The sequence below is a fragment of the Hoeflea sp. genome, assembly GCF_984452065.1.
On record NZ_CFHWAF010000046.1, the window covers coordinates 11,684 to 31,420 of the forward strand.

The 19,737-nt window shown below is 61.1% G+C and carries 16 protein-coding genes and 1 riboswitch; of the genes, 12 read left to right on the forward strand and 4 right to left on the reverse strand.

All coding sequences use genetic code 11. From position 1 onward, the window contains the following. The first annotated feature begins 2 nt into the window (after window positions 1-2). Both AC5E6N_RS10905 and AC5E6N_RS10910 read left to right on the forward strand, forming a co-directional pair. Entirely contained in the window at window positions 3-1,538 is a 1,536-nt protein-coding gene (locus AC5E6N_RS10905; RefSeq protein WP_491747847.1) for a tripartite tricarboxylate transporter permease, read from the forward strand. An 8-nt stretch (window positions 1,539-1,546) separates the two neighbouring features. Continuing rightward, the gene (locus AC5E6N_RS10910; RefSeq protein ID WP_491747848.1) at window positions 1,547-2,599 is read left to right on the forward strand and encodes an AbrB family transcriptional regulator; all 1,053 of its coding nucleotides are present in this window, start codon (window positions 1,547-1,549) and stop codon (window positions 2,597-2,599) included. Between the two features lie 43 nt (window positions 2,600-2,642). Here the strand turns inward: AC5E6N_RS10910 and AC5E6N_RS10915 are convergent, their stop codons facing one another. Continuing rightward, window positions 2,643-3,161, reverse strand: a complete 519-nt coding sequence (locus AC5E6N_RS10915) for a GcrA family cell cycle regulator (protein WP_491747849.1) — start codon at window positions 3,159-3,161, stop codon at window positions 2,643-2,645. 420 nt (window positions 3,162-3,581) lie between these two features. Between AC5E6N_RS10915 and AC5E6N_RS10920 the strand changes: the two genes are divergently transcribed. From AC5E6N_RS10920 to AC5E6N_RS10940, 5 genes are all read left to right on the forward strand, one after another. Next, entirely contained in the window at window positions 3,582-4,769 is a 1,188-nt protein-coding gene (locus AC5E6N_RS10920) for an aspartate aminotransferase family protein (protein ID WP_491747850.1), read from the forward strand. 54 nt (window positions 4,770-4,823) lie between these two features. After that, window positions 4,824-5,750: an ornithine carbamoyltransferase gene (gene argF, locus AC5E6N_RS10925; protein ID WP_491747851.1), complete on the forward strand. Its 927-nt coding sequence runs from the start codon at window positions 4,824-4,826 to the stop codon at window positions 5,748-5,750. Between the two features lie 57 nt (window positions 5,751-5,807). Next, window positions 5,808-6,797 (forward strand): Hsp33 family molecular chaperone, encoded by a 990-nt coding sequence (locus AC5E6N_RS10930; protein WP_491747852.1) that lies wholly within the window; start codon window positions 5,808-5,810, stop codon window positions 6,795-6,797. 194 nt (window positions 6,798-6,991) lie between these two features. Continuing rightward, entirely contained in the window at window positions 6,992-8,389 is a 1,398-nt protein-coding gene (locus AC5E6N_RS10935; protein WP_491747853.1) for an efflux RND transporter periplasmic adaptor subunit, read from the forward strand. A 2-nt stretch (window positions 8,390-8,391) separates the two neighbouring features. Next, window positions 8,392-11,838, forward strand: a complete 3,447-nt coding sequence (locus AC5E6N_RS10940) for an efflux RND transporter permease subunit (protein WP_491747854.1) — start codon at window positions 8,392-8,394, stop codon at window positions 11,836-11,838. Between the two features lie 11 nt (window positions 11,839-11,849). Here AC5E6N_RS10940 and AC5E6N_RS10945 read toward each other — a convergent pair whose 3' ends face one another. Together AC5E6N_RS10945 and apaG are read right to left on the reverse strand one after the other, a co-directional pair. Continuing rightward, window positions 11,850-13,307: a TrkH family potassium uptake protein gene (locus tag AC5E6N_RS10945; protein ID WP_491747855.1), complete on the reverse strand. Its 1,458-nt coding sequence runs from the start codon at window positions 13,305-13,307 to the stop codon at window positions 11,850-11,852. Then, window positions 13,304-13,696, reverse strand: coding sequence for a Co2+/Mg2+ efflux protein ApaG (gene apaG / locus AC5E6N_RS10950; RefSeq protein WP_491747861.1), 393 nt, complete (start codon window positions 13,694-13,696; stop codon window positions 13,304-13,306). The genes AC5E6N_RS10945 and apaG overlap by 4 nt, the downstream gene beginning before the upstream one ends. A 301-nt stretch (window positions 13,697-13,997) precedes the next feature. Here apaG and AC5E6N_RS10955 point away from each other — a divergent pair, with 301 nt between their 5' ends. Together AC5E6N_RS10955 and AC5E6N_RS10960 are read left to right on the forward strand one after the other, a co-directional pair. Beyond that, window positions 13,998-14,609 (forward strand): CDP-alcohol phosphatidyltransferase family protein, encoded by a 612-nt coding sequence (locus AC5E6N_RS10955; RefSeq protein ID WP_491689184.1) that lies wholly within the window; start codon window positions 13,998-14,000, stop codon window positions 14,607-14,609. A gap of 158 nt (window positions 14,610-14,767) precedes the next feature. Then, the gene (locus AC5E6N_RS10960; protein WP_491747856.1) at window positions 14,768-16,003 is read left to right on the forward strand and encodes a Fic family protein; all 1,236 of its coding nucleotides are present in this window, start codon (window positions 14,768-14,770) and stop codon (window positions 16,001-16,003) included. Here AC5E6N_RS10960 and AC5E6N_RS10965 read toward each other — a convergent pair. Then, window positions 15,968-17,218, reverse strand: a complete 1,251-nt coding sequence (locus AC5E6N_RS10965; protein ID WP_491747857.1) for an O-succinylhomoserine sulfhydrylase — start codon at window positions 17,216-17,218, stop codon at window positions 15,968-15,970. The genes AC5E6N_RS10960 and AC5E6N_RS10965 overlap by 36 nt on opposite strands. Window positions 17,219-17,259: 41 nt before the next feature. Further along, window positions 17,260-17,337, reverse strand: a riboswitch (SAM riboswitch). A gap of 77 nt (window positions 17,338-17,414) precedes the next feature. On the opposite strand from AC5E6N_RS10965, the gene AC5E6N_RS10970 reads away from it, so the two are divergent. The 3 genes from AC5E6N_RS10970 to AC5E6N_RS10980 all read left to right on the forward strand — a co-directional run. Beyond that, the gene (locus AC5E6N_RS10970) at window positions 17,415-18,503 is read left to right on the forward strand and encodes a 2'-deoxycytidine 5'-triphosphate deaminase (RefSeq protein ID WP_491747858.1); all 1,089 of its coding nucleotides are present in this window, start codon (window positions 17,415-17,417) and stop codon (window positions 18,501-18,503) included. A 192-nt stretch (window positions 18,504-18,695) separates the two neighbouring features. Next, on the forward strand, window positions 18,696-19,229 hold the full coding sequence (locus AC5E6N_RS10975; protein WP_491747859.1) for a hypothetical protein: 534 nt from the start codon (window positions 18,696-18,698) through the stop codon (window positions 19,227-19,229). 91 nt (window positions 19,230-19,320) lie between these two features. After that, on the forward strand, window positions 19,321-19,737 hold a 417-nt coding region (locus tag AC5E6N_RS10980; protein ID WP_491747860.1), incomplete at its 3' end, for a hypothetical protein.

Here is a 19,737-nt window from a genome sequence, read left to right on the forward strand (position 1 = left end):
TCATGATTGAAGGCATCCTTATCGGTCTTGGAACCGCGCTCAACCCGCTCAATATCCTGTTTATCTTCGCCGGCTGTCTCATCGGCACATTTATCGGCATGCTGCCGGGCCTCGGGCCGATGTCGGCCATCGCGCTGATGATCCCGGTCGCCGCGAGCCTCGAGCCCGCCACCGGCATCATCCTGATGGCCGCGGTCTATTACGGAGCGATCTTCGGCGGCTCGACCTCGTCGGTCCTGATCAATGCGCCGGGCGTCGCAAGCACGGTCGCGACCTCTTTCGACGGTTACCCGATGGCCAAGCAGGGCAAGGCCGGCAAGGCGCTGGCGATTGCCGCCTATTCCTCGTTTTCCGGCGGTGTGATCGCCGCGATCTTCCTGCTGGTCGCCGCGCCCTTCCTGGCGGCGGTCTCCCTGTCCTTTCACTCCGCCGATTATTTCGCCCTGATGGTGCTCGGCCTTACCGCCGTTGCCGCCTTCGCCGGCAAGGGCGATGTGCTGAAGGCGCTGCTGATGACGGTCGTCGGCCTGATGCTGTCGACCGTCGGCACGGACCAGACGCAGGGCGTACCGCGCTTTACGCTTGGCCTCATCGATCTCACCGACGGCATTTCATTCCTGCTTCTGGTCATGGCGACCTTTGCGCTCTCTGAAGCGCTGATCGCCATCCTGAAGCCGTCGGGCGACGACAAGCGCCAGGAGGAAATGGAGGCCTCGTCCAATCTCGGCTCCATGAAGGTGAGCGGCGAGGAGGTGCGCGAAATGGTGCCGGTCATCGGCCGCTCGTCCATCCTCGGCTTCATCGTCGGCGTCCTGCCGGGCGCCGGGGCGACGATCGCCAGTTTCCTTGCCTACGGCACCGAGCAGCGCCTCGCCGGCCCCGAAAAAGGCAAGCTCTTCGGCAAGGGCTCGGTGCGGGGCCTGTCCGCACCCGAGACGGCCAACAATGCGGCGGCGACGGGCTCCTTCGTTCCCTTGCTGACGCTCGGCATTCCGGGCTCCGGCACCACGGCGATCATGCTCGGCGCGCTCATCGGCTACGGCATTCAGCCGGGCCCGCGCCTTTATATCGATCAGCCGGCCGTGTTCTGGTCGGTGATCGTGTCGATGTGGATCGGCAACATCGTGCTGCTGGTGCTCAACCTGCCGCTCATTCCCTATATTGCCAAAGTGCTGGCGATCCCGTCCCGCTTCCTGCTGCCGCTGATCCTGTTCTTTTCGCTGATCGGTGTTTACTTTGTCAGCTTCAACACGTTCGACATCCAGCTCATGGTGCTTTTCGGCCTTGTCGCCGTCATGCTGCGGTTCCTGGATTTTCCGATGGCGCCGATGATCCTCGGCTTTATCCTCGGCGGCATGATGGAGGAAAACCTGCGCCGCGCGCTGCTCATCAACAATGACAGCTGGTCGTTCCTGTGGCAGCGTCCGCTGACATTGGTCATCCTGCTGATCGCCCTGTGCTGCCTGTTCGCGCCGATGGCCTGGTCGAATATCCAGCGGATGCGCAAGGGCGCCGACAGGGCCGGGGAGGGAGGCTGAAGCAAGGAATGTTGCGGCCAGGCAGCGATGCAGCGGCGATCCTCCTGACGCTTGCGATCGGCGGCGTCGGTCTGGCGACGGGGCTGTTCCTGGGCTTCCCGGCCCCGGCCCTGACCGGTCCGGCGCTTGCGGTGACCATCTTCTCCGTGGCCGGATTGCGGCTCAAAACCCCCAATGTGCTGCGCGATCTGTGTTTTGTCGTTATCGGCCTGTCGATGGGCACGGGCGTGACGCCGGAGGTCTATGAGGCGGCGCGGCAATGGCCGCTGAGCTTTGTCTGCCTTGCCGTCAGCGTCTGCGTGATCTTCTTTGCGTGCGCGGCCATGCTGCGGCGGTTCTGGAAGCAGGACCGGGAAACCGCCATCCTGTCTTCGACGCCCGGGCACCTCAGCTACATTCTCGGCCTGTCCTCCCAGACGCGTGGCGACATTCCGACGATCAGTGTCATTCAAAGCACGCGCGTTCTTGCCCTGACCCTGCTTGTTCCCTTTGTCGTCAGCCTGATGGGCTATGACACCTCGCTGATGGGGCTTCCGGGCGCGACGATGGATCTCTTCTGGCTGGCGGTCAGCCTCTGTTGCGCGCTTCTGATTGGCTTCCTGCTTCATCGCCTGCATGTCCCGGCGGCGCTTCTTCTTGGCGGCATGATCTTCTCGACGCTCACCCATCTCACCGGCCTTGTCGAGGGGCATGTGCCGCAATGGGTCCTGATCCCGGCCTTTGCCATCATGGGAAGCCTGATCGGCACCCGGTTTTCCGGCGTCGCGTTTTCCACCTTGCGCCGCGCACTCGGCGCCGGGCTGGTCGTCACGGCGGTCGCATTCGTCGTGACGTCCGTTTTTGCGATGCTGCTCGTTCAGTTCGTCGATCTTCCGTTCCCGCAGATATTGATCGCTTTCGCGCCGGGCGGGGTGGAATCCATGGCGGCCGTCGCCGTGATCCTCGGCGCCGATCCCACCTTCGTGGCCGCGCATCATGTCTGGCGTCTTGTGATCCTGACCTTCCTGGCGCCCGCGGTCCTCGGCCGTCCGCAGAAGCCGCCAAAGAAAAACGGCCCCTGAAGCCGTTCGGGGCCGTTTCCAATCAGGCTGCAGAAGCCGCGTTTCAGCGCATGCGCTTGCGCTCGGCGGCCGGCTGAAAGGCGAGCTTCGAGTGATAGCTGCAATAGGGTGAACTGTCGTCGCAGTCGGCACCGCAGAAATAGAAGTCGTCCTGCAGGGGATCGCCGACCGGCCATTTGCAGGTCTTCTCCGTCAGTTCGGCCAGCGGCAGTTTGCGGAAGATCGGCACGACCACGTCCTCGACGGGCCGTGTATCGATCTCGGCGATCGCATCCGCGATCACCTCCTGCTTCAGGGCCGTTGCCCCGCTGGTGCGCGGCACCGACCGGGTGACAGTGCTGCGCGAAGAGCCGTATCCGTTTCTCGAACCCGATGCGGCACGCTTGCTCCTGGACGCCGACGATCCGCCGGACTTGGCGCGGCCCGGCAGGTTGAGACGATGGACCTTGCCGATTACGGCATTGCGGCTCACGCCGCCCAACTCGGCGGCGATCTGGCTCGCGCTCAGCCCGTCCGCCCAGAGTTTCGTAAGCCGTTCGACGCGTTCATCAGTCCAGCTCATGGTCAATCATCCCTGTTAGCCGCATACGGGGACAGCCGAATCCTTTAACGCATTCCGAAATCATTTCGGAACCGAAATACTTATTGTGTTAAAGGCCACTAGGTCCGCCGCATGCAGTCCGTAATCCTTAACCATAAGTTAGTGACAGCGGGACTCGGTGACAAGAGTCCGCGAATCGGTTGGGATTCCTTTTTCGAGTTTTCCCCAACTTGAAGCCGTTGTCGGCAAATTTTGACCAAATTTGCGCGCGCAATTCCCGCCTCCCCCGCCTGTTTTGCAACGGTTGATTGATTGCCGCGCTCGGTATAAAGGTACTGGCACAGCTGCCTCTCGGGGCAGCTATTTGTTTTGTGCCGGACGTTCCGGCCGGCTTTTCCGTCAAATCATCCGGCCTGACCGGTTTGTTTGGAGAGATGCATCATGTCGGCGAATACCTCGCTCTTCGGCACCTATAACCGCATTCCGCTCCGTTTCGAGCGCGGTGAGGGGGTCTGGCTCATAGCCGAAGACGGCACGCGATATCTCGATTTTGCCGCCGGCATCGCCGTCAACTCGCTCGGCCATTCGCATCCGCATCTGGTCGAGGCGCTGAAAGGCCAGGCGGACAAGCTGTGGCATCTGTCGAACATTTACGAGATTCCCGGCCAGGACCGGCTGGCCGACCGGCTGACGGCGGCGACCTTCGCGGACAAGGTGTTCTTCACCAATTCCGGCGCCGAGGCGCTCGAGTGCGCGATCAAGACCGCGCGGCGCTACCATTATGTGAACGGCAGGCCGGAGCGCGTCGGCATTATCACCATGGAAGGCGCCTTCCACGGGCGCACCCTCGCAACCATCGCCGCGGGCGGGCAGGAGAAATATCTGGAAGGCTTCGGCCCCAAGGCGCCCGGCTTCGATCAGGTGCCCTTCGGCGATTTGGACGCGGTGAAGGCGGCCGTCAACGAAGAGACCGCCGCGATCCTCGTCGAGCCCTTGCAGGGCGAGGGCGGTATCCGCGAGCTGTCGCTGCAGTTCCTGCGCGATCTGCGTGCCCTGTGCGACGAGCACGGCCTGCTGCTGGTCCTCGACGAGGTTCAGTGCGGCGTCGGCCGTACAGGCAGGCTGTTTGCGCATGAATGGGCCGGCATCACGCCTGATATCATGGCCGTCGCCAAAGGCATAGGCGGCGGATTTCCGTTCGGCGCCTGCCTTGCGACCGAGGACGCCGCCAGCGGCATGACGGCAAGCACCCATGGAACGACCTATGGCGGCAATCCGCTGGCCATGGCGGTCGGCAATGCGGTGCTCGACGTCGTCCTCGAGGACGGCTTCCTGCAGCATGTGCGCGATGTTGCGCTGGTCTTCAAACAGGGACTTGCCGCCATTGCCGACAAATATCCCGATGTGATCGAGGAAATTCGCGGCTCCGGCCTGATGCTCGGCATCAAATGCAAGGGCCCGAATATGGATCTGCTGGTCGCCATGCGCGATCAGAACCTGCTCGGCGTGCCGGCCGGAGACAATGTCGTGCGCCTGCTTCCGCCGTTGACGACAACCGCCGAGGAAGCACGCGACGGGCTGTCGCGACTGGAGGCCGCCGCCGCGGCGCTATCGGTCAAGGCGGCCTGACCGGCGATTCGGGCCGGGCGCGAAAGGCCCGCCGCACCTACAGGGAAAATTGAGATGACCACACATGACGGGCCCCGTCATTTCCTTGATCTTTCCGCCGTTGAGGCGGATGAACTGCGCGGCATTCTCGATCATGCGCACAAGCGGAAGGCCGCCACCAAAGACGGCAGCGCCGACAAGCCGCTCGCCGGCAAGGTGCTGGCGATGATCTTCGAAAAGCCCTCCACCCGCACCCGGGTGTCGTTCGATGTCGGCATGCGTCAGCTTGGCGGCGAGACGATCATGCTCTCCGGCAGCGAGATGCAGCTTGGACGCGCCGAATCCATTGCCGATACGGCGCGGGTGCTGTCGCGCTATGTCGATGCGGTGATGATCCGCACCACCGACCATGGAAGGCTGACGGAACTTGCGCAATACGCCACGGTGCCGGTCATCAACGGCCTGACCGACGACACGCATCCCTGTCAGATCATGGCCGATATCATGACCTATGAGCAGCATCGCGGCTCGGTCGCCGGAAAGACGCTGTCCTGGATCGGCGACGGCAACAACGTCCTGCATTCATTGCTCGAGGGCTCGGCCCGTTTCGGTTACCATGTGAATATCGGCGTTCCGGAGGGCTCCGAGCCCGAGGCGCGCTTTGCCGATTGGGCGCGGAAGAACGGCGGCGGCGTCAGCATGACAAACGACCCCGAAGCGGCGGTCGCCGGTGCCGACTGCGTCTTTACCGATACCTGGGTTTCCATGGGCCAGGAGCAGCGCGCCCGCGGTCACAATGTCTTCAAGCCCTATCAAGTGAACGCCAGGCTTATGGAAAAAGCCCACCCGGGCGCCCTATTTATGCACTGCCTGCCGGCTCACCGCGGAGAGGAAGTGACCGACGAGGTCATCGACGGCCCCCGGTCGGTTGTCTTCGACGAAGCCGAAAACCGCATGCATGCCCAAAAGGCGATCCTTGCCTGGTGTTTCGACCGCATCTGAGGTCCCCCGCCTGAAGGCTGTTCATGAGCGCGTGCCGCTCCCTTAAGTGTTGAGATAATGAACGACGAATTTACTCTTGGAGAGATCGGCTTTGCCGGTGACGATCAGGTTGTGCCGTTTCAGGTCGAAGGCCTCGATGCGCGCGGCCGCGCCGTCCAGCTCGGCCCGATGCTCGACGGCATCCTTGCCCGGCACGAATACCCCGAGCCGGTCGCGCGCCTGCTTGCCGAGGCCGTGACGCTGACCGTGCTTTTGGGCACCTCGCTGAAATTCACCGGGAAGTTCATCGTCCAGACGCAGAGCGACGGCCCGGTCGACATGCTCGTGGCGGATTTCACCACACCCGACAGCCTGCGCGCCTATGCCCGCTTCGATGAACGGGCGCTGGCCGAGGCGGTGGCGCAGGACCGGCTCGAGCCGCATGAACTGCTCGGCAGCGGCATACTGGCTTTCACCATTGACCAGGGCAGCCATATGCAGCGCTATCAGGGTATTGTCGAACTGAACGGCGCAACGCTCGAGGAGATCGCGCGCGCCTATTTCCGCCAGTCCGAACAGATCCCTACAGAGGTCCGGCTCGCCGCCGCGCAGCTTTACGGCTCCGGCGAGGACGGCGAGCGCCGGCATCAATGGCGGGCCGGCGGTGTCGTGCTGCAATTCCTGCCCGAGTCGCCGGAACGCATGCGCCAGGCGGACCTTCCCGGCGGCGATCTGCCCGAAGACACCGACGAGTTGGAATTTGAGGAAGACGAGGACTGGCTGGAAGCAAAGGCCCTGATGGAGACCATTGCCGATGACGAGCTGGCCGATCCGCAGGTCGGTTCGGAGCGGCTGCTCTACCGTCTGTTCCACGAGCGCGGCGTGCGCGTATTCGAGCCGGTCGAGGTGCGCGACAATTGCTCTTGCTCCCGTGACAAGATCATGAGCGTGCTCGCCGGGCTTGAGGGCGACGAATTCGACGACAGCATCGAAAACGGTGAAATCATGGTAAAATGCGAATTCTGCTCCGCAAATTACCGCTTCAAGCCGGATGAGATCGACCGGTAGAAGCCCGCGTTCGCACTTCAATATCCATGGCCTGATTTGCTGCACTGCAGTGTAAAGTTATGTAAAGGCTTGGCCGTTGCTCTGGCAATTGGAAGCAAAAGGGGCAATATGGCAGGAGAATTAGAAGAACTTTAATTTGCGCGCCGGGCCGCTACATAGCTGGAACAAGCCTGGATACGGTCGGAGCCTGCTGAATGCTGAAGTCGGCACATGACGGGGAGGCGGCGCAGCCTCGTAACGAAGAAGACGCACCCCCGGTTGAAATGCAACCGCGCGCGCCTTTGTTGAGCGGCGGGCGCGTTCTGCTGCAGGTGATTTTGATGCTGTCGGTTCTGGGCGGCTCCTATGCGGTGATGAACCGGCTGATCGCGACCGGTCCCGAACGCACGCCGCGGCCTTTTCAACCCACGGTCTATTCGATCGAAACCGTCACCGCCGAACCGGCCGTCAACACACCGCAATTGCTGCTCTACGGCGAGGTTCAGGCCGCCCGCTCGGTAGAACTGCGCCCGCTGGTCAATGGCGAGATCATCGCCGTCAACCCGGAACTCAAGGCCGGATCCTATGTCGCGGCCGGCGACGTGCTGCTCGAGATCGATACCTTTACATATCGTGGCGCGCTTTCCGAAGCGCGGGCCAATCTCGCCCAGGCGCGTGCCACGCTGGCCGAAACCAGGGCGCGCATGATTGCCGAGCAGGAGCAACTGGAAGCCTCGGAGATGCAGCTGGCTCTTGCCGAAAGCGATCTGGAGCGCGCGCAGTCGCTTGTCGCCAGCGGAACCCTGACCGAAAAGCAGGTCGAGGACCGGCGTCTCATCGTGTCCCAGCGCGAACAGGCGGTGAGCCAGAGGCGCAACAACCGCATCATAGAAGAGGCGAGGCAGGAACAGCAGGAAGCCAATATCGAAAGCCTTGAATGGAAGGTCCAGCAGGCCGAACGCAATCTTGAAAACACAACGCTCAAGGCGCCGTTTTCCGGCGTCGTTCAGGCGCACAATGCCGAGCCGGGCCGCTATGTCAGCAGCACTGATGTCGTGGCCTCGCTTTATGACGACAACGCGCTTGAGGTCCGCTTCACCCTGACCGACGCCCAATACGGACGCATATCGACGGATGCCGATCCGCTGATCGGACGCGCCATCAGGGTGATCTGGACGGTCGGCGTCAGCAGCTATGAATATGTCGGCCGCATTGACCGGATCGCAGCCGAGATCGCCTCGCAGCGCGGCGGTGTCGAGGTTGTGGCGCGGCTTGACCCGTCCAATTCGCCGGTTCAGCTGCGCCCCGGCGCCTTCGTCGAAATCGATGTTCCCGACCGCACCTATGAAGATTCGCTCAGAATACCCGAAACCGCGCTGTTCAACGGCTCGGAGGTGTTTGTCGTCGAAGACGGAAAACTGGTTCGGCGAGTGGTCGAGATCGCCGCCTTCGACCGTGAGGACGTCATTGTGACCGGCGGGATCGAGGCGGGCGATGTGGTCATGACCACCCACCTGACCCAGGCCGATGACGGTGTCCTTGTGCGTCAGCCTGCAGGCGCGGCGGATGACACCGGTGGCGAGGCCTCTCCCGGAACGGCCGAGGGAAGCTGATTATGGCTGAGCGCGGTGTCCGTCAGGCAATTGATGACGCGGCACACGAATTGCGCGGCTCGGGCGGCCTTGTGCGCACATTCATCCGCCATCCCAATGCCGCCAACCTGCTGATGATGCTGATGATCCTCCTGGGTGTGTTCGCCATACTCCAGATCAACACGCAATTCTTCCCCTCGGTCGACCGTCCGGCGATCAACATTTCGGTTTCCTGGTCCGGCGCCAGCGCGGAGGATATCGAAGCCAATCTGCTTGCGGTCATCGAACCGGAGGTGCGCTTTGTCGATGGCGTCGACGTCATGACATCGACGGCGCGCGAAGGCTCCGGCTCGATCCGGCTGGAATTCGAGGACGGCAGCGATATGCAAAAGGCGCTCTCGGAGGTCGAGACCGCCGTCAAGGGCATCACCACGCTGCCGCAGGATGCCGAGACGCCGACCGTCTCGAAGGCGAGCTTTTTTGACCGTGTCGCCAGCCTTTCCGTCGGCGGCACGGCGCCCGAGGCGATCAAGCGCGAATGGGCCAAGAACATACGCGACGAGCTGATCGCGCGCGGCATCGACAAGGTGGAATTCACCGCGCTGCGTGACCGGGAAATCCGTGTCGATATTCCCGAACGTGAACTCAGGCGGCTCGGGCTGACGATCAACGATGTCTCGAACGCCATCACCGACAACAGCCGCGATCTGCCCTCCGGCACGCTCGATGGTGCGGTCGAGCGACAATTGCGCTCGCTTGCCGATGCCGAAACGCCCAGGACATTGGGCAATATCGAGGTCGTGTCCTTTTCCTCCGGCGAGAAGGTCCGCCTCGGGGATATCGCCGCGATCAGCGATGCCTTCGATACCAGTGAGACACGCGGGTTTACCGGCGGCGATGTCGCCATCGAGATCGATGTGCGCCGCGCGGCGACGGCCGACACGCTGCGCACGGCGAGGATCCTCAACGAATATCTTGAGGAACTGCGTCCGCAACTGCCGCACAACATCGAGATCACCACCTATGAGGTGGCGGCCGACTCCCTGCTTGAGCGCATCATGCTGCTCGTCAAGAACGGCCTTGGCGGTCTGATCCTGGTCGTGGCGATCCTTTTCCTGTTCCTCGACGGGCGCATTGCCTTCTGGGTCGCGGCGGGCATACCCGTCGCGTTGCTCGCCACCGTCGGCTTCATGTTCGTTTCCGGCCAGACGATCAACATGATCTCGCTCTTCGGACTGATCATGATGCTCGGCATCATCGTTGACGACGCGATCGTGGTCGGCGAACACACCTACACCCGTCTGGAAATGGGCGACGATCCGGTGGCGGCGGCGGAAAACGGCGTCGCCATGATGATCAGGCCGGTGATGGCCGCCATGACAACGACGATTGCCGCCTTTGCGCCCATGTTGCTGATAACCGATACGATCGGCCAGATCATCGGCGTGCTGCCATGGGTCGTCATGGCGGTCATTGTCGCCAGCCTGCTCGAGTGTTTCTACGTTCTGCCCGGCCACCTTGCCCATGCGCTCGAACGCCCGAGAGAACCGCGCTGGTCCTATTGGCGTCAGTTTTTCTTCGCCTTCGTCCTCGTTGTGGCGGTTGCCACCGTTGCCACGCCCTATTCGCCGCTCCACGGGCTGGTACCGCAAGGCTCATCGGCGCGGTCCTTGCTGGATGGGCTGACGGGTCTGCCGATGCTTGTCCAGGCCGTGCTGATCGGCGGCGGGGCGCTCATCTTCGCAACGGCGGTGGAATTTGTCATTCTCGGCATCCGCAGGCGGTCAAGCCCGGCAAGACGCGCGGCGTCGGGCGGGCAATACAGGGCGGGCGGTTTTCGCGGCTGGTTCGACCGGCACTTCGTCCGCTTCCGCGACGGGCCGTTCAACCGCCTCGTCACGCTGTCCTACAATTGGCGCTACGTCACCGTTTCGATCGCTGTCGGCCTCGCACTCATGCTCGCCGTCGGTCTCATCGAGGGCAAGCGTGTTGAGTTCGTTTTCTTCCCCTCGCCCGAGGCGGAGAACATAAGGGGCAATGTCAGCTTCATTGCCGGCCTCCCGGAGGAGGATGCGCTCAAGGCCGTTGCGCGTATTGAAGAGGCTTTCCGCGGCGTCGAGCGGCGGTTGACGGGGGGCGACGAACCGCTGGCCGAATCCATCTTCGTCATGTTCTCCAAGGCAAGCCGCTTCGGCGGCACCAGCGCGACGATCAAGGTGCAGCTGACGTCCTCCGAAGCGCGCACCGTGCGCACGCCCGACATTGTGCGCGCCTGGCGCCGCGCGGTTCCGGACCTTGCCGGCGTGTCCCGCTTCTCGATCTTCCAGTCGCGCGGCGGGCCGCCCGGCCGCGACATCGATATTGAGCTGCGCGGCGACCGGGTGTCCGATCTGAAGGCCGCCGCCACGGAGATGATCCCGATCCTCGGCTCGATTGCCGGCGTATCCGGCGCCGACGACAACCTGCCCTACGGCAAGCCCGAACTGGTTGTCGAAATGCTGCCGCGCGGCGCGGCGCTGGGTTTCACGGCCGAGAATATCGGCCGGCAGCTTCGCAATGCCTTCGACGGCCAGATCCCGTTCCGGTTTGCCCGCGGCGATGACGAGGTCACCGTTCGTGTCTCGCAACTGATGCGTGTCGGCGGCACCGGAGCCCTGCGCAACTTCGAGCTCAAGAGCCCGGCCGGGGATTTTGTGCCCTTGACGGAGGTCGCCACGCTGAACGAACGGCAGGGCTTTGCCTTCGTCTCAAGGAAAGACGGCAAGACGAAAATCTCCGTGACCGGCGATATCGACAATGAGGTCAACACCACCGACGGCGTGATCGGGGAACTGGAGGCCTCCGGCACCATCGCCTCCATCGCCGCGCGTTACGGCGTCGACTACCGCTACGGCGGACGCTCGCAGGAACAGGAAACCGCATTTGCCGATCTGCGGCTTGGAATGGTCGTCGCCCTGTCTGTGATCTACATCATCCTTGCCTGGGTCTTCGGCAGCTATTGGCTCCCCTTTGCCGTCATGCTGATCATTCCGTTCGGCGTGGTCGGCGCGGTTTTCGGACACTGGGTCATGGGAACCCAGTTGACCATCCTGTCATGGATCGGTCTGCTCGGGCTCTCCGGAATTCTGGTCAACGATTCCATCATCCTGGTGACCCGGCTGAACGAGCGTTTGAAGGCGGGCCAGGATCTTATGCATGCGGCCACCGGCGCCAGCCGCGACCGGCTGCGCGCCGTCCTGCTGACCTCGCTGACGACGATTGGCGGCCTGCTGCCGTTGCTGTTCGAGACCAGCCGGCAGGCGCAATTCCTCCTGCCCATGGCGATAACGATTGTCTTCGGCCTGGCCATGGCGACGCTTCTTGTCCTCTTCCTGGTCCCGGTGCTGATGGGCATCGGCAATGACATACGCGCCGCCTTCGTGTCCGTCTTCGGTCAGCCGCACCGCGAGCAGGGGGCCGGCGGGCGGTAGCCCTCCGACGATCAGCTCCGCCAGAAGCGGGGCAGAAACAGCACCATGATCGTGAAGAGTTCGAGCCGGCCGAGCAGCATGCCCGCCGACAGGGCCCATTTGGCCGGATCGTTCAGCGGCGCATAATTACCGGCCGGGCCGATGATCGTGCCGAGGCCGGGGCCGACATTGGAGATCGCCGAGCCGGCGCCGGACAAAGCCGTCGTCGTGTCGAGGCCGGTGAGGATAAGGGCGATCGAAATGACGCCGAAGCTCACCACGTAGAGGAACATGAAGCTCATCACCGATGCGATGACCCGCTGGTCGATGGGCCGGCCGTTGAAGCGCGGCCTGAAAATGCCGTGCGGATACATCACCTGGTTGATGTGCTGGCGGATCGCCTCGAACAGCACCTGGAAGCGGAAGATCTTGATGCCGCAGGACGTCGAGCCGGCACAGCCGCCGATGAACATGATGACGAAGAAGAAGGAGATCGCATGCGGCCCCCACAGCCCGTAATCCGTTGTCGCATAGCCCGTGCCTGTGGTGATCGAAACCACGTTGAAGGCGGCAAAGCGCAGACCGTCGATGCCGACGTGATGTTCGCCGTAATGGGCCATCAGCCAGGCGATGACGGTGGCGATGGCCAACAGGCCGATAAAGACACGCACCTGTGAATCGAGAAATATCGGCCGGATGCGGCCCTGCAGCGCCTGCACGTAAAGGATGAAGGGGATGGAGCCGAGGATCATGAAGGTGACGGCGATCCAGTCAATCGCCGCGCTGTTGAAATAGCCGATGGATTCGTCCTTGGTGGAAAAGCCGCCGGTCGCCACGGTCGTCATGGAGTGGATCACCGCATCGTCGATCGGCATGCCCGCCGCAAGATAGAGGATGCAGCAGGCGACGGTGAAGCCGATAAAGACGAGGGTAATGGAACTCGAAATCTGCGTTGCGCGCGGCAGGATTTTTTCAGCGGTATCGAAGGCCTCCGCCTTGAAAAGCTGCATGCCGCCGATCTGCAGCATCGGCAGCACGGCGATCGCCATGACGATGATGCCGAGGCCGCCCAGCCATTGCAGGAGACCGCGCCAGAACAAAATGCCGGGCGGCACGCTTTCGAGATCCGTGATCACCGTCGCGCCGGTCGTTGTCAGCCCCGACATGGATTCAAAGAAGGCGTCGGTGTAGCTCGGCACCGCCCCGGACCAGACGAAGGGCAGGGCCCCGAAGGCGACGAGGGCGAGCCAGGAAACGACGGTCATCAAAAGCGCCTGCCGGGTGGACAGGCCGCGCGGCGTGCCCCGTGTCGCCGCAAACAGCGACAGGCCGATCAGCGTCGTCAGCATCGAGGCTGCGAAGAACACCATCCAGTCGCTGTTGTTGGCGGCGAGATCGACAATCGCCGGCAGCAGCATCGCCACGCCGAGCGTGGCGATCAGGATGCCCGTGACGAGCGCCACGGGGCGAAAATCGAGCGCTCCGTTCAATTGAGCGTTCTCGTCATTCCCGGTACGTCGAGTGAGAATGCCGGAATGTCGACCATGAAGCTCTTGCCGTCCCTGCGCTCCATCCGGTACTGGCCGACCATCATGCCCGATGACGTGTCGAGCGGGCATCCGGATGAGTATTCGAACTGCTCTCCCGGCTCCAGGACCGGCTGCTTGCCGACGACGCCCTCGCCGTTGATCTCGTCGACCTGGCCGGCGGCATCCGTGATCCGCCAGAAACGGTGCCGCAATTGCACGGTCTCGTCGGAGTGATTGACGATGACAATCCGGTAACCCCAGACGAACCTGTTGTCGTCCGGCTCGGACTGCTCTTCGAGATAGAACGGCTCCACCGTTATCTCGATATCGTGTGTCAGCGCCCGGTACATCGTCATCGAGCCTTCCCGTTCATTCTACACCAATCCCGCCGCCGCCTGTATAAAACATCATCCGGCGCAGGGGAATCCGGTTTTCTCAACAGGGTTAGTGCACGTCCGGGCTCCAATATGCGCACTATCGCGGTATGGTCACTGCAGCCTAAAGCTTGTTGATTGCCTCGCCGGATAAATTCGCGGTGACGCAATTGTGAGAAATGATGGCTTTCGTGCACATGCGAAAGCTGTATGCATGGGCAAGGTCGAGGCCCGGCGATCCTGCGGACCGCGGGCGCGTCGCCGGAAAGGAGACATCATGCTGGACGGTGCGGTTCGGGAGATCATCAATCCGCCGCTCGATGCTTGCGGACGGCGAGTGGCCGCCTGGGGCGTCACGGCCAACACGGTGACGGTCGTCGGCTGTATCATCGGCCTCGCCGCCGCTTTCGCCATCTGGCAGCACGCCTACTGGCTCGGGCTTGTTCTTCTCCTTCTCAGCCGGTTCTGCGACGGTCTCGACGGCGCCATCGCCAAAGCGACGGAATCAACCGATTTCGGCGGTTATCTCGACATCGTCCTCGATTTTGTCTTCTACGGCTCGATCCCGCTTGGTTTTGTCCTTGCCGATCCGCAGGCGAACGCGGTTGCGGGCGCCGTGCTGATCCTGTCATTTTACGTCAACGGATCGACCTTCCTCGCCTATGCGATCATGGCCGAACGCTACGATATGCACAGCACGGTGCGCGGCGAAAAATCGCTCTATTTCACCACCGGCCTTGCCGAGGCGACCGAGACCATCGCCGTATTCGTGGTGATCTGCATCTTCCCCTCGGCCTTCGCCGTGATCGCCTATATCTATGCGGCCATCTGCTTCTATACGGCACTGTCGCGCATCGTCCTCGCCGGCCGGGTCTTCAGCCGGCGATAAGGCGTTGTTTTGCCTGCTTTTGTTTGAAATGTGATGCGCTCTAATGAGTAGCTATCTTGCCAAATAGCTGCTGTGAATTTCCCGTTTGTCTATTCAGTTTGCAGCCAATCCAAGAATCAACCCGGTTTGGATTTAATGGAAAAAAGTCAAGCTGCTTTATGTATGATATTCGTAATAATATTATAGACAAACTCATTTGGTTGTCATATTTTCCACTCAAGATCATTACATTATTAAAAATCAACAAATCTGACACTCAAATGAATGCAAATACCGGCCATTTGGATTTCAGCAACGCAGTCAATTATCACTATGACAGGTTTCCTCCGAAATCCATAAACTTCGAGCGCCTTCTAACGCCAATAGCTCAAGCCTCCGAAGCGATCGCCAGATACGATCAAATGCTCAAGGGCATGCACAACAGTGAGATATTGCTTGCTCCGCTTCGCAGTCAGGAAGCCGTGGTTTCATCCAGGATGGAGGGAACCGTCAGTACACTCGATGAAGTGCTGCAATACGAGGCAGATCAAGAGGGTGGAGACAGAGAAACACGCTATAGAACAGAAGCGGTCGAAGTGTTTCTTTATGGTCAGGCAATGCGGCGAGCACAAGCCGCGATACACGACGGCCAACCAATATCCAATCACCTTATGAGATCAACTCACAGCGTTCTTCTCGGATTTGGGAGAGGGCAAACTCAGTCGCCAGGGGAGTTCAAAACAGAGCAAAACTATCTGGCGGATCCAAGCCGCAAGAAGGTGTTATTTGTTCCGATTAGTCCGCAACAGCTGGAAATTGGACTGGAAAGGCTCTTTGACTTCATTGAAGACGAGAACTGGCAAATCCTCATCCGTACCGCTTTGGCCCATCTTGAATTTGAAGCTTTGCATCCATTCAAAGATGGAAACGGGCGTGTGGGGCGAATGCTGATCACACTGATGCTCTGGCATTACAAGGTTGTTTCCGAACCACATTTTTACATTAGCGGTGTATTGGAAGCCAATAGAGATGAATACATAGACCTTATGCGGGCGGTTTCAGAGCATGACAATTGGACAGACTGGATAGTTTTCTTCCTTCAGTCCCTGGAACAGCAAGCGAAAGAGAATCTAAAGAAGTCAGAGCAAATCAGATCCCTTTACGAGGATATGAAGGATAAATTCAGAGAGATACTATCATCGCAATGGAGTACCGTTGCACTGGATTTTGTTTTTTCACGACCGGTATTCAGAAACAATGTATTCACTCATAGTTCTGGAATACCCCCGCAAACAGCACACAGGTTCACGCGAATTCTAGCTGATGAGCGGCTGCTGGTAACAAACCAACCGGCTTCGGGCCGGCGACCTGCGTTGTATTCATTTGAACCGCTTCTGAAGTTGGTTCGCGGATAGGCTGCCACGTTTTGCAATCGACAGCGCCCGGTCGATATCGGCGATCAGATCGTCCGCGTCCTCAAGGCCCACGGAAAGCCGTACCGTGGCATCGGTGATTCCGAGTTCGGCGCGGGCCTCTTCCGTCAGGTTCTTGTGCGTCGTGGTCGCCGGGTGGGTGATCAGGCTCTTGGCGTCGCCGAGATTGTTGGACATGCGCACAATGTCGAGCGCGTTCTCGAAGGCAAAGGCCGCCGGCTTGCCGCCATCGATCTCGAAGGCGATGAGCGTCGATCCGCCCGACATCTGCCGCCTGATAATGTTGGCCTGCGGATGGTCTTCGCGCCCGGGATAAATGACCCGTTTGATCGAACCTTGGGCAGCCAGATGGTCGGCGATCCGTCCGGCGCTTTTGGTTTGCTGGCGCACCCGAAGCGGTAATGTCTCCAGCCCTTTCAGCAGCGTCCAGGCGTTGAACGGTGACAGCGACGGGCCGGTATGGCGGAAATAATCGTGCAGGTTTTCCTCGATCCAGTCCTTGGAGGACAGCACGATGCCGCCGAGACAGCGGCCCTGACCGTCAATATGTTTGGTCGCTGAGTAGACGACGATATGCGCGCCAAGCGCCAGCGGTTTCTGATAGAGCGGCGTTGCAAAGACATTGTCCACCACCACCTTCGCGCCGCTTGCGTTCGCAATCTCCGCAACACCGGCGATGTCGATCACCTCCAGTGTCGGGTTCGTCGGGCTTTCCAGGAAAAACACCCTGGTGTTCGGTTTTACGGCCTGCTGCCAGTTGGCAAGGTCGGTCCCGTCGATCAGCGTTGTCTCGATTCCGTATTGCGGCATCAGTGTCTCGACGACCCAGCGGCAGGAGCCGAACAGCGCCCGTGCGGCGACGACATGATCGCCCGCTTTCACCTGGCACAGGAGCGCAGCCGATACCGCGGCCATTCCCGAAGCCGTCGCCCGCGCGTCTTCGGCGTTCTCCAGCGCACACATGCGCTTTTCGAACATGTCGACCGTCGGGTTGGCGTAGCGCGAGTAGATAAAGCCGCAATCCTCGCCCCTGAAACGGGCCTCAGCAGCCTCGGCGCTGTCATAGACGAAACCTTGCGTCAGGAACATCGCCTCGGACGTCTCGCCGAATTGCGAGCGGCTGGTGCCGCCGTGAACCATCTGTGTCGCGGGACGCCATCCGGATGTGTTTTGCGGTCTGTTGTTCTTGTCTGTCATCGTCTTTACCCAACAAAAAACCGGCTTGCGGTCATCGCCAGCCGGTTGCTCACCCGACCTTTTAGCGACTTGTTTAACGTGGCAGCAAGCCGGTCGGCCAAATCACCACGGGATAAGGGTTCTTTACAGACCCGATATCCTTGCGTCAATCGCATTGCGCTGTATTTGATACGGGGCGACAGCAGGGGATCAAGGCATGGCAGCAGCCGGTATTCTGGCCGATCTGAATATTGCGGGGCTCTTTGAGGCAGGACGCCTGAAAGCGCCGCGCCCGCTCGATGACGACCAGATCCAGCCGGCAAGTCTCGACCTGCGTCTCGGCGAGACGGCGTACCGGGTCCGCGCCAGCTTCCTGCCGGGCCCGGACCACGGCGTCGCCGACAAGCTGGACCATCTGAAACTGCACGAGATCGACCTGACGAACGGCGCGGTTCTGGAAACCGGCTGTGTCTATATCGTGCCGCTCCTGGAAAGCCTTGAACTGCCCAGAGAGATATCCGCGTCGGCCAATCCGAAGAGTTCCACCGGCCGGCTCGATATCTTCACCCGCGTCATGGCCGACAACACGCAGGAATTCGACAAGATCCCGGCCGGCTATCACGGACCGCTCTATCTGGAGGTCAGTCCGCGCACGTTCCCGATTGTCGCCCGGACCGGCTCGCGCCTGTCGCAGATCCGTTTCCGCAAGGGCAACGCCGGGCTGGACGAGGCGGCCCTGGCCCGCCTGCACGAGGCCGAAGTGCTGGTCGCATCCGAAACGCCCAATATCTCCGGCGGCGGCATCGCGCTTTCGGTCGATCTGGAAAGCGGGCCGCACGGCCTTGCCGGATATCGCGGCAAGCACCACACCGCCGTCATTGATGTAGACCGCAAGGCGCAGCACGATATCCTCGATTTCTGGGAACCCGTCTATACGCGCGGCAACGGTTATATCATCCTCGATCCGGACGAGTTTTACATCCTCGTCTCGCGTGAGGCCGTACATGTCCCGCCGCTCTATGCCGCCGAAATGACGCCCTTCGACCCGCTCGTCGGCGAATTCCGCGTTCATTATGCCGGTTTCTTCGACCCCGGTTTCGGCCATTCCGATGCCGGCGGCTCGGGCAGCCGCGCCGTTCTTGAAGTGCGCAGTCATGAAGTGCCGTTCATCCTGGAACACGGCCAGATCGTCGGACGGCTGATCTACGAACACATGCTGGAACGCCCCAAGGCGCTTTACGGTTCGGACCTCGGTTCCAACTATCAGGCCCAGGGCCTGAAGCTCTCCAAGCATTTCCGCCAGTAGCCGAAGGGCTGTGGGCCTTCCGTGAAGGAACGACACCCTGCTGCCATTTGCGTTCTCCCGCGCCGCAACCGGTCAAAGCGACGTGTTCGCGGATTTTGCGCGCGTATCGGCCTTGCGGACAGAGCCGGATATCAGTGTTACCGTCCGGTGCGATTCGCACGGCTGGACGTGTGACGCGTATGGATGAATAGTTTGGGCAAAACACCGGCATCTGGTCCGAACAAAAACCGGTCCTACCTGTTGTGGTCCGGGATTGGCGAATCTGTTTCCGATATCGTTGCCAGCCCGGGAATGGTGCTGCCGTTCCTCTACCTGGCGCTTGGCGCGCCGCAATTCATCGCCACCCTTCTCCTTCCGTGCGCAAAGGCCGCGCGTTTGATCGTCGAGGCGCTGATTTCGCCTTACGTCAAGGTCGGTACACGCGCCAGATATGCGATGATGCTTCCAAATCTGATCATCGCCGGCGTTCTGGCGCTCGTCGCGCTGTCGGCTGACAGCCTGCCGGTCTGGCTTGCCGCTGCGCTGTTCATCGCCGTGTCCATAATTCTGGGCCTGTGCGTCGGGACATGGAGTCTCGGCAGCAATCAGATTTATGGACCGGAGCTGAGTGAAAGCGACCGTGGCGAGGTTGTCTTTACGCAACTTGCGGGAAACTGCGTCGTGACAATCGCGGCTGTCTGGCTGACCCGCGATCTGATGGGAGGCGATACCCCTTACGACCGATGACTCATCGCCCGGGGAAACGCCTGGTTTTATCGCTCAGGTCGCCTGCGGATGGGCGCTTGCGGTGCAAAATGCCTGGTACAGGAAATTCCTTGTGTCCCGTATTTTCTTTCTGTCGGTCGAACTTGCAACGCCGTTCTACACGATACATGCGGCGACCTATCACCTGTCGACGCCGCACATATTGAGCATCTTTGTCACCGCGACCAGTGCCGGAACCGCGCTCGGGGCGCTGCTTTGGCGAAAACTGATGCGCCATTCGATCCGTTATACGATCGCCGGCGCTTCGGCCATTGCGTCGTTCTCCGCGCTGATGGCGATTGCCTTCGACCTGTTCGCTCTGGCTGGCAATCCCTGGGTCTATGCCGCGACGATCTTCTTCTTGTCGTTCGGGATTGGTGGCGTTCAAAACGGGCGTTACCTTTACCTTCTCTCAATGTCGTCCGAGAAGGATCGTCCCTATATGGTCGCGCTCGGTGATGTTGTCGCCGGGGTCGGCGGCATCATCTTT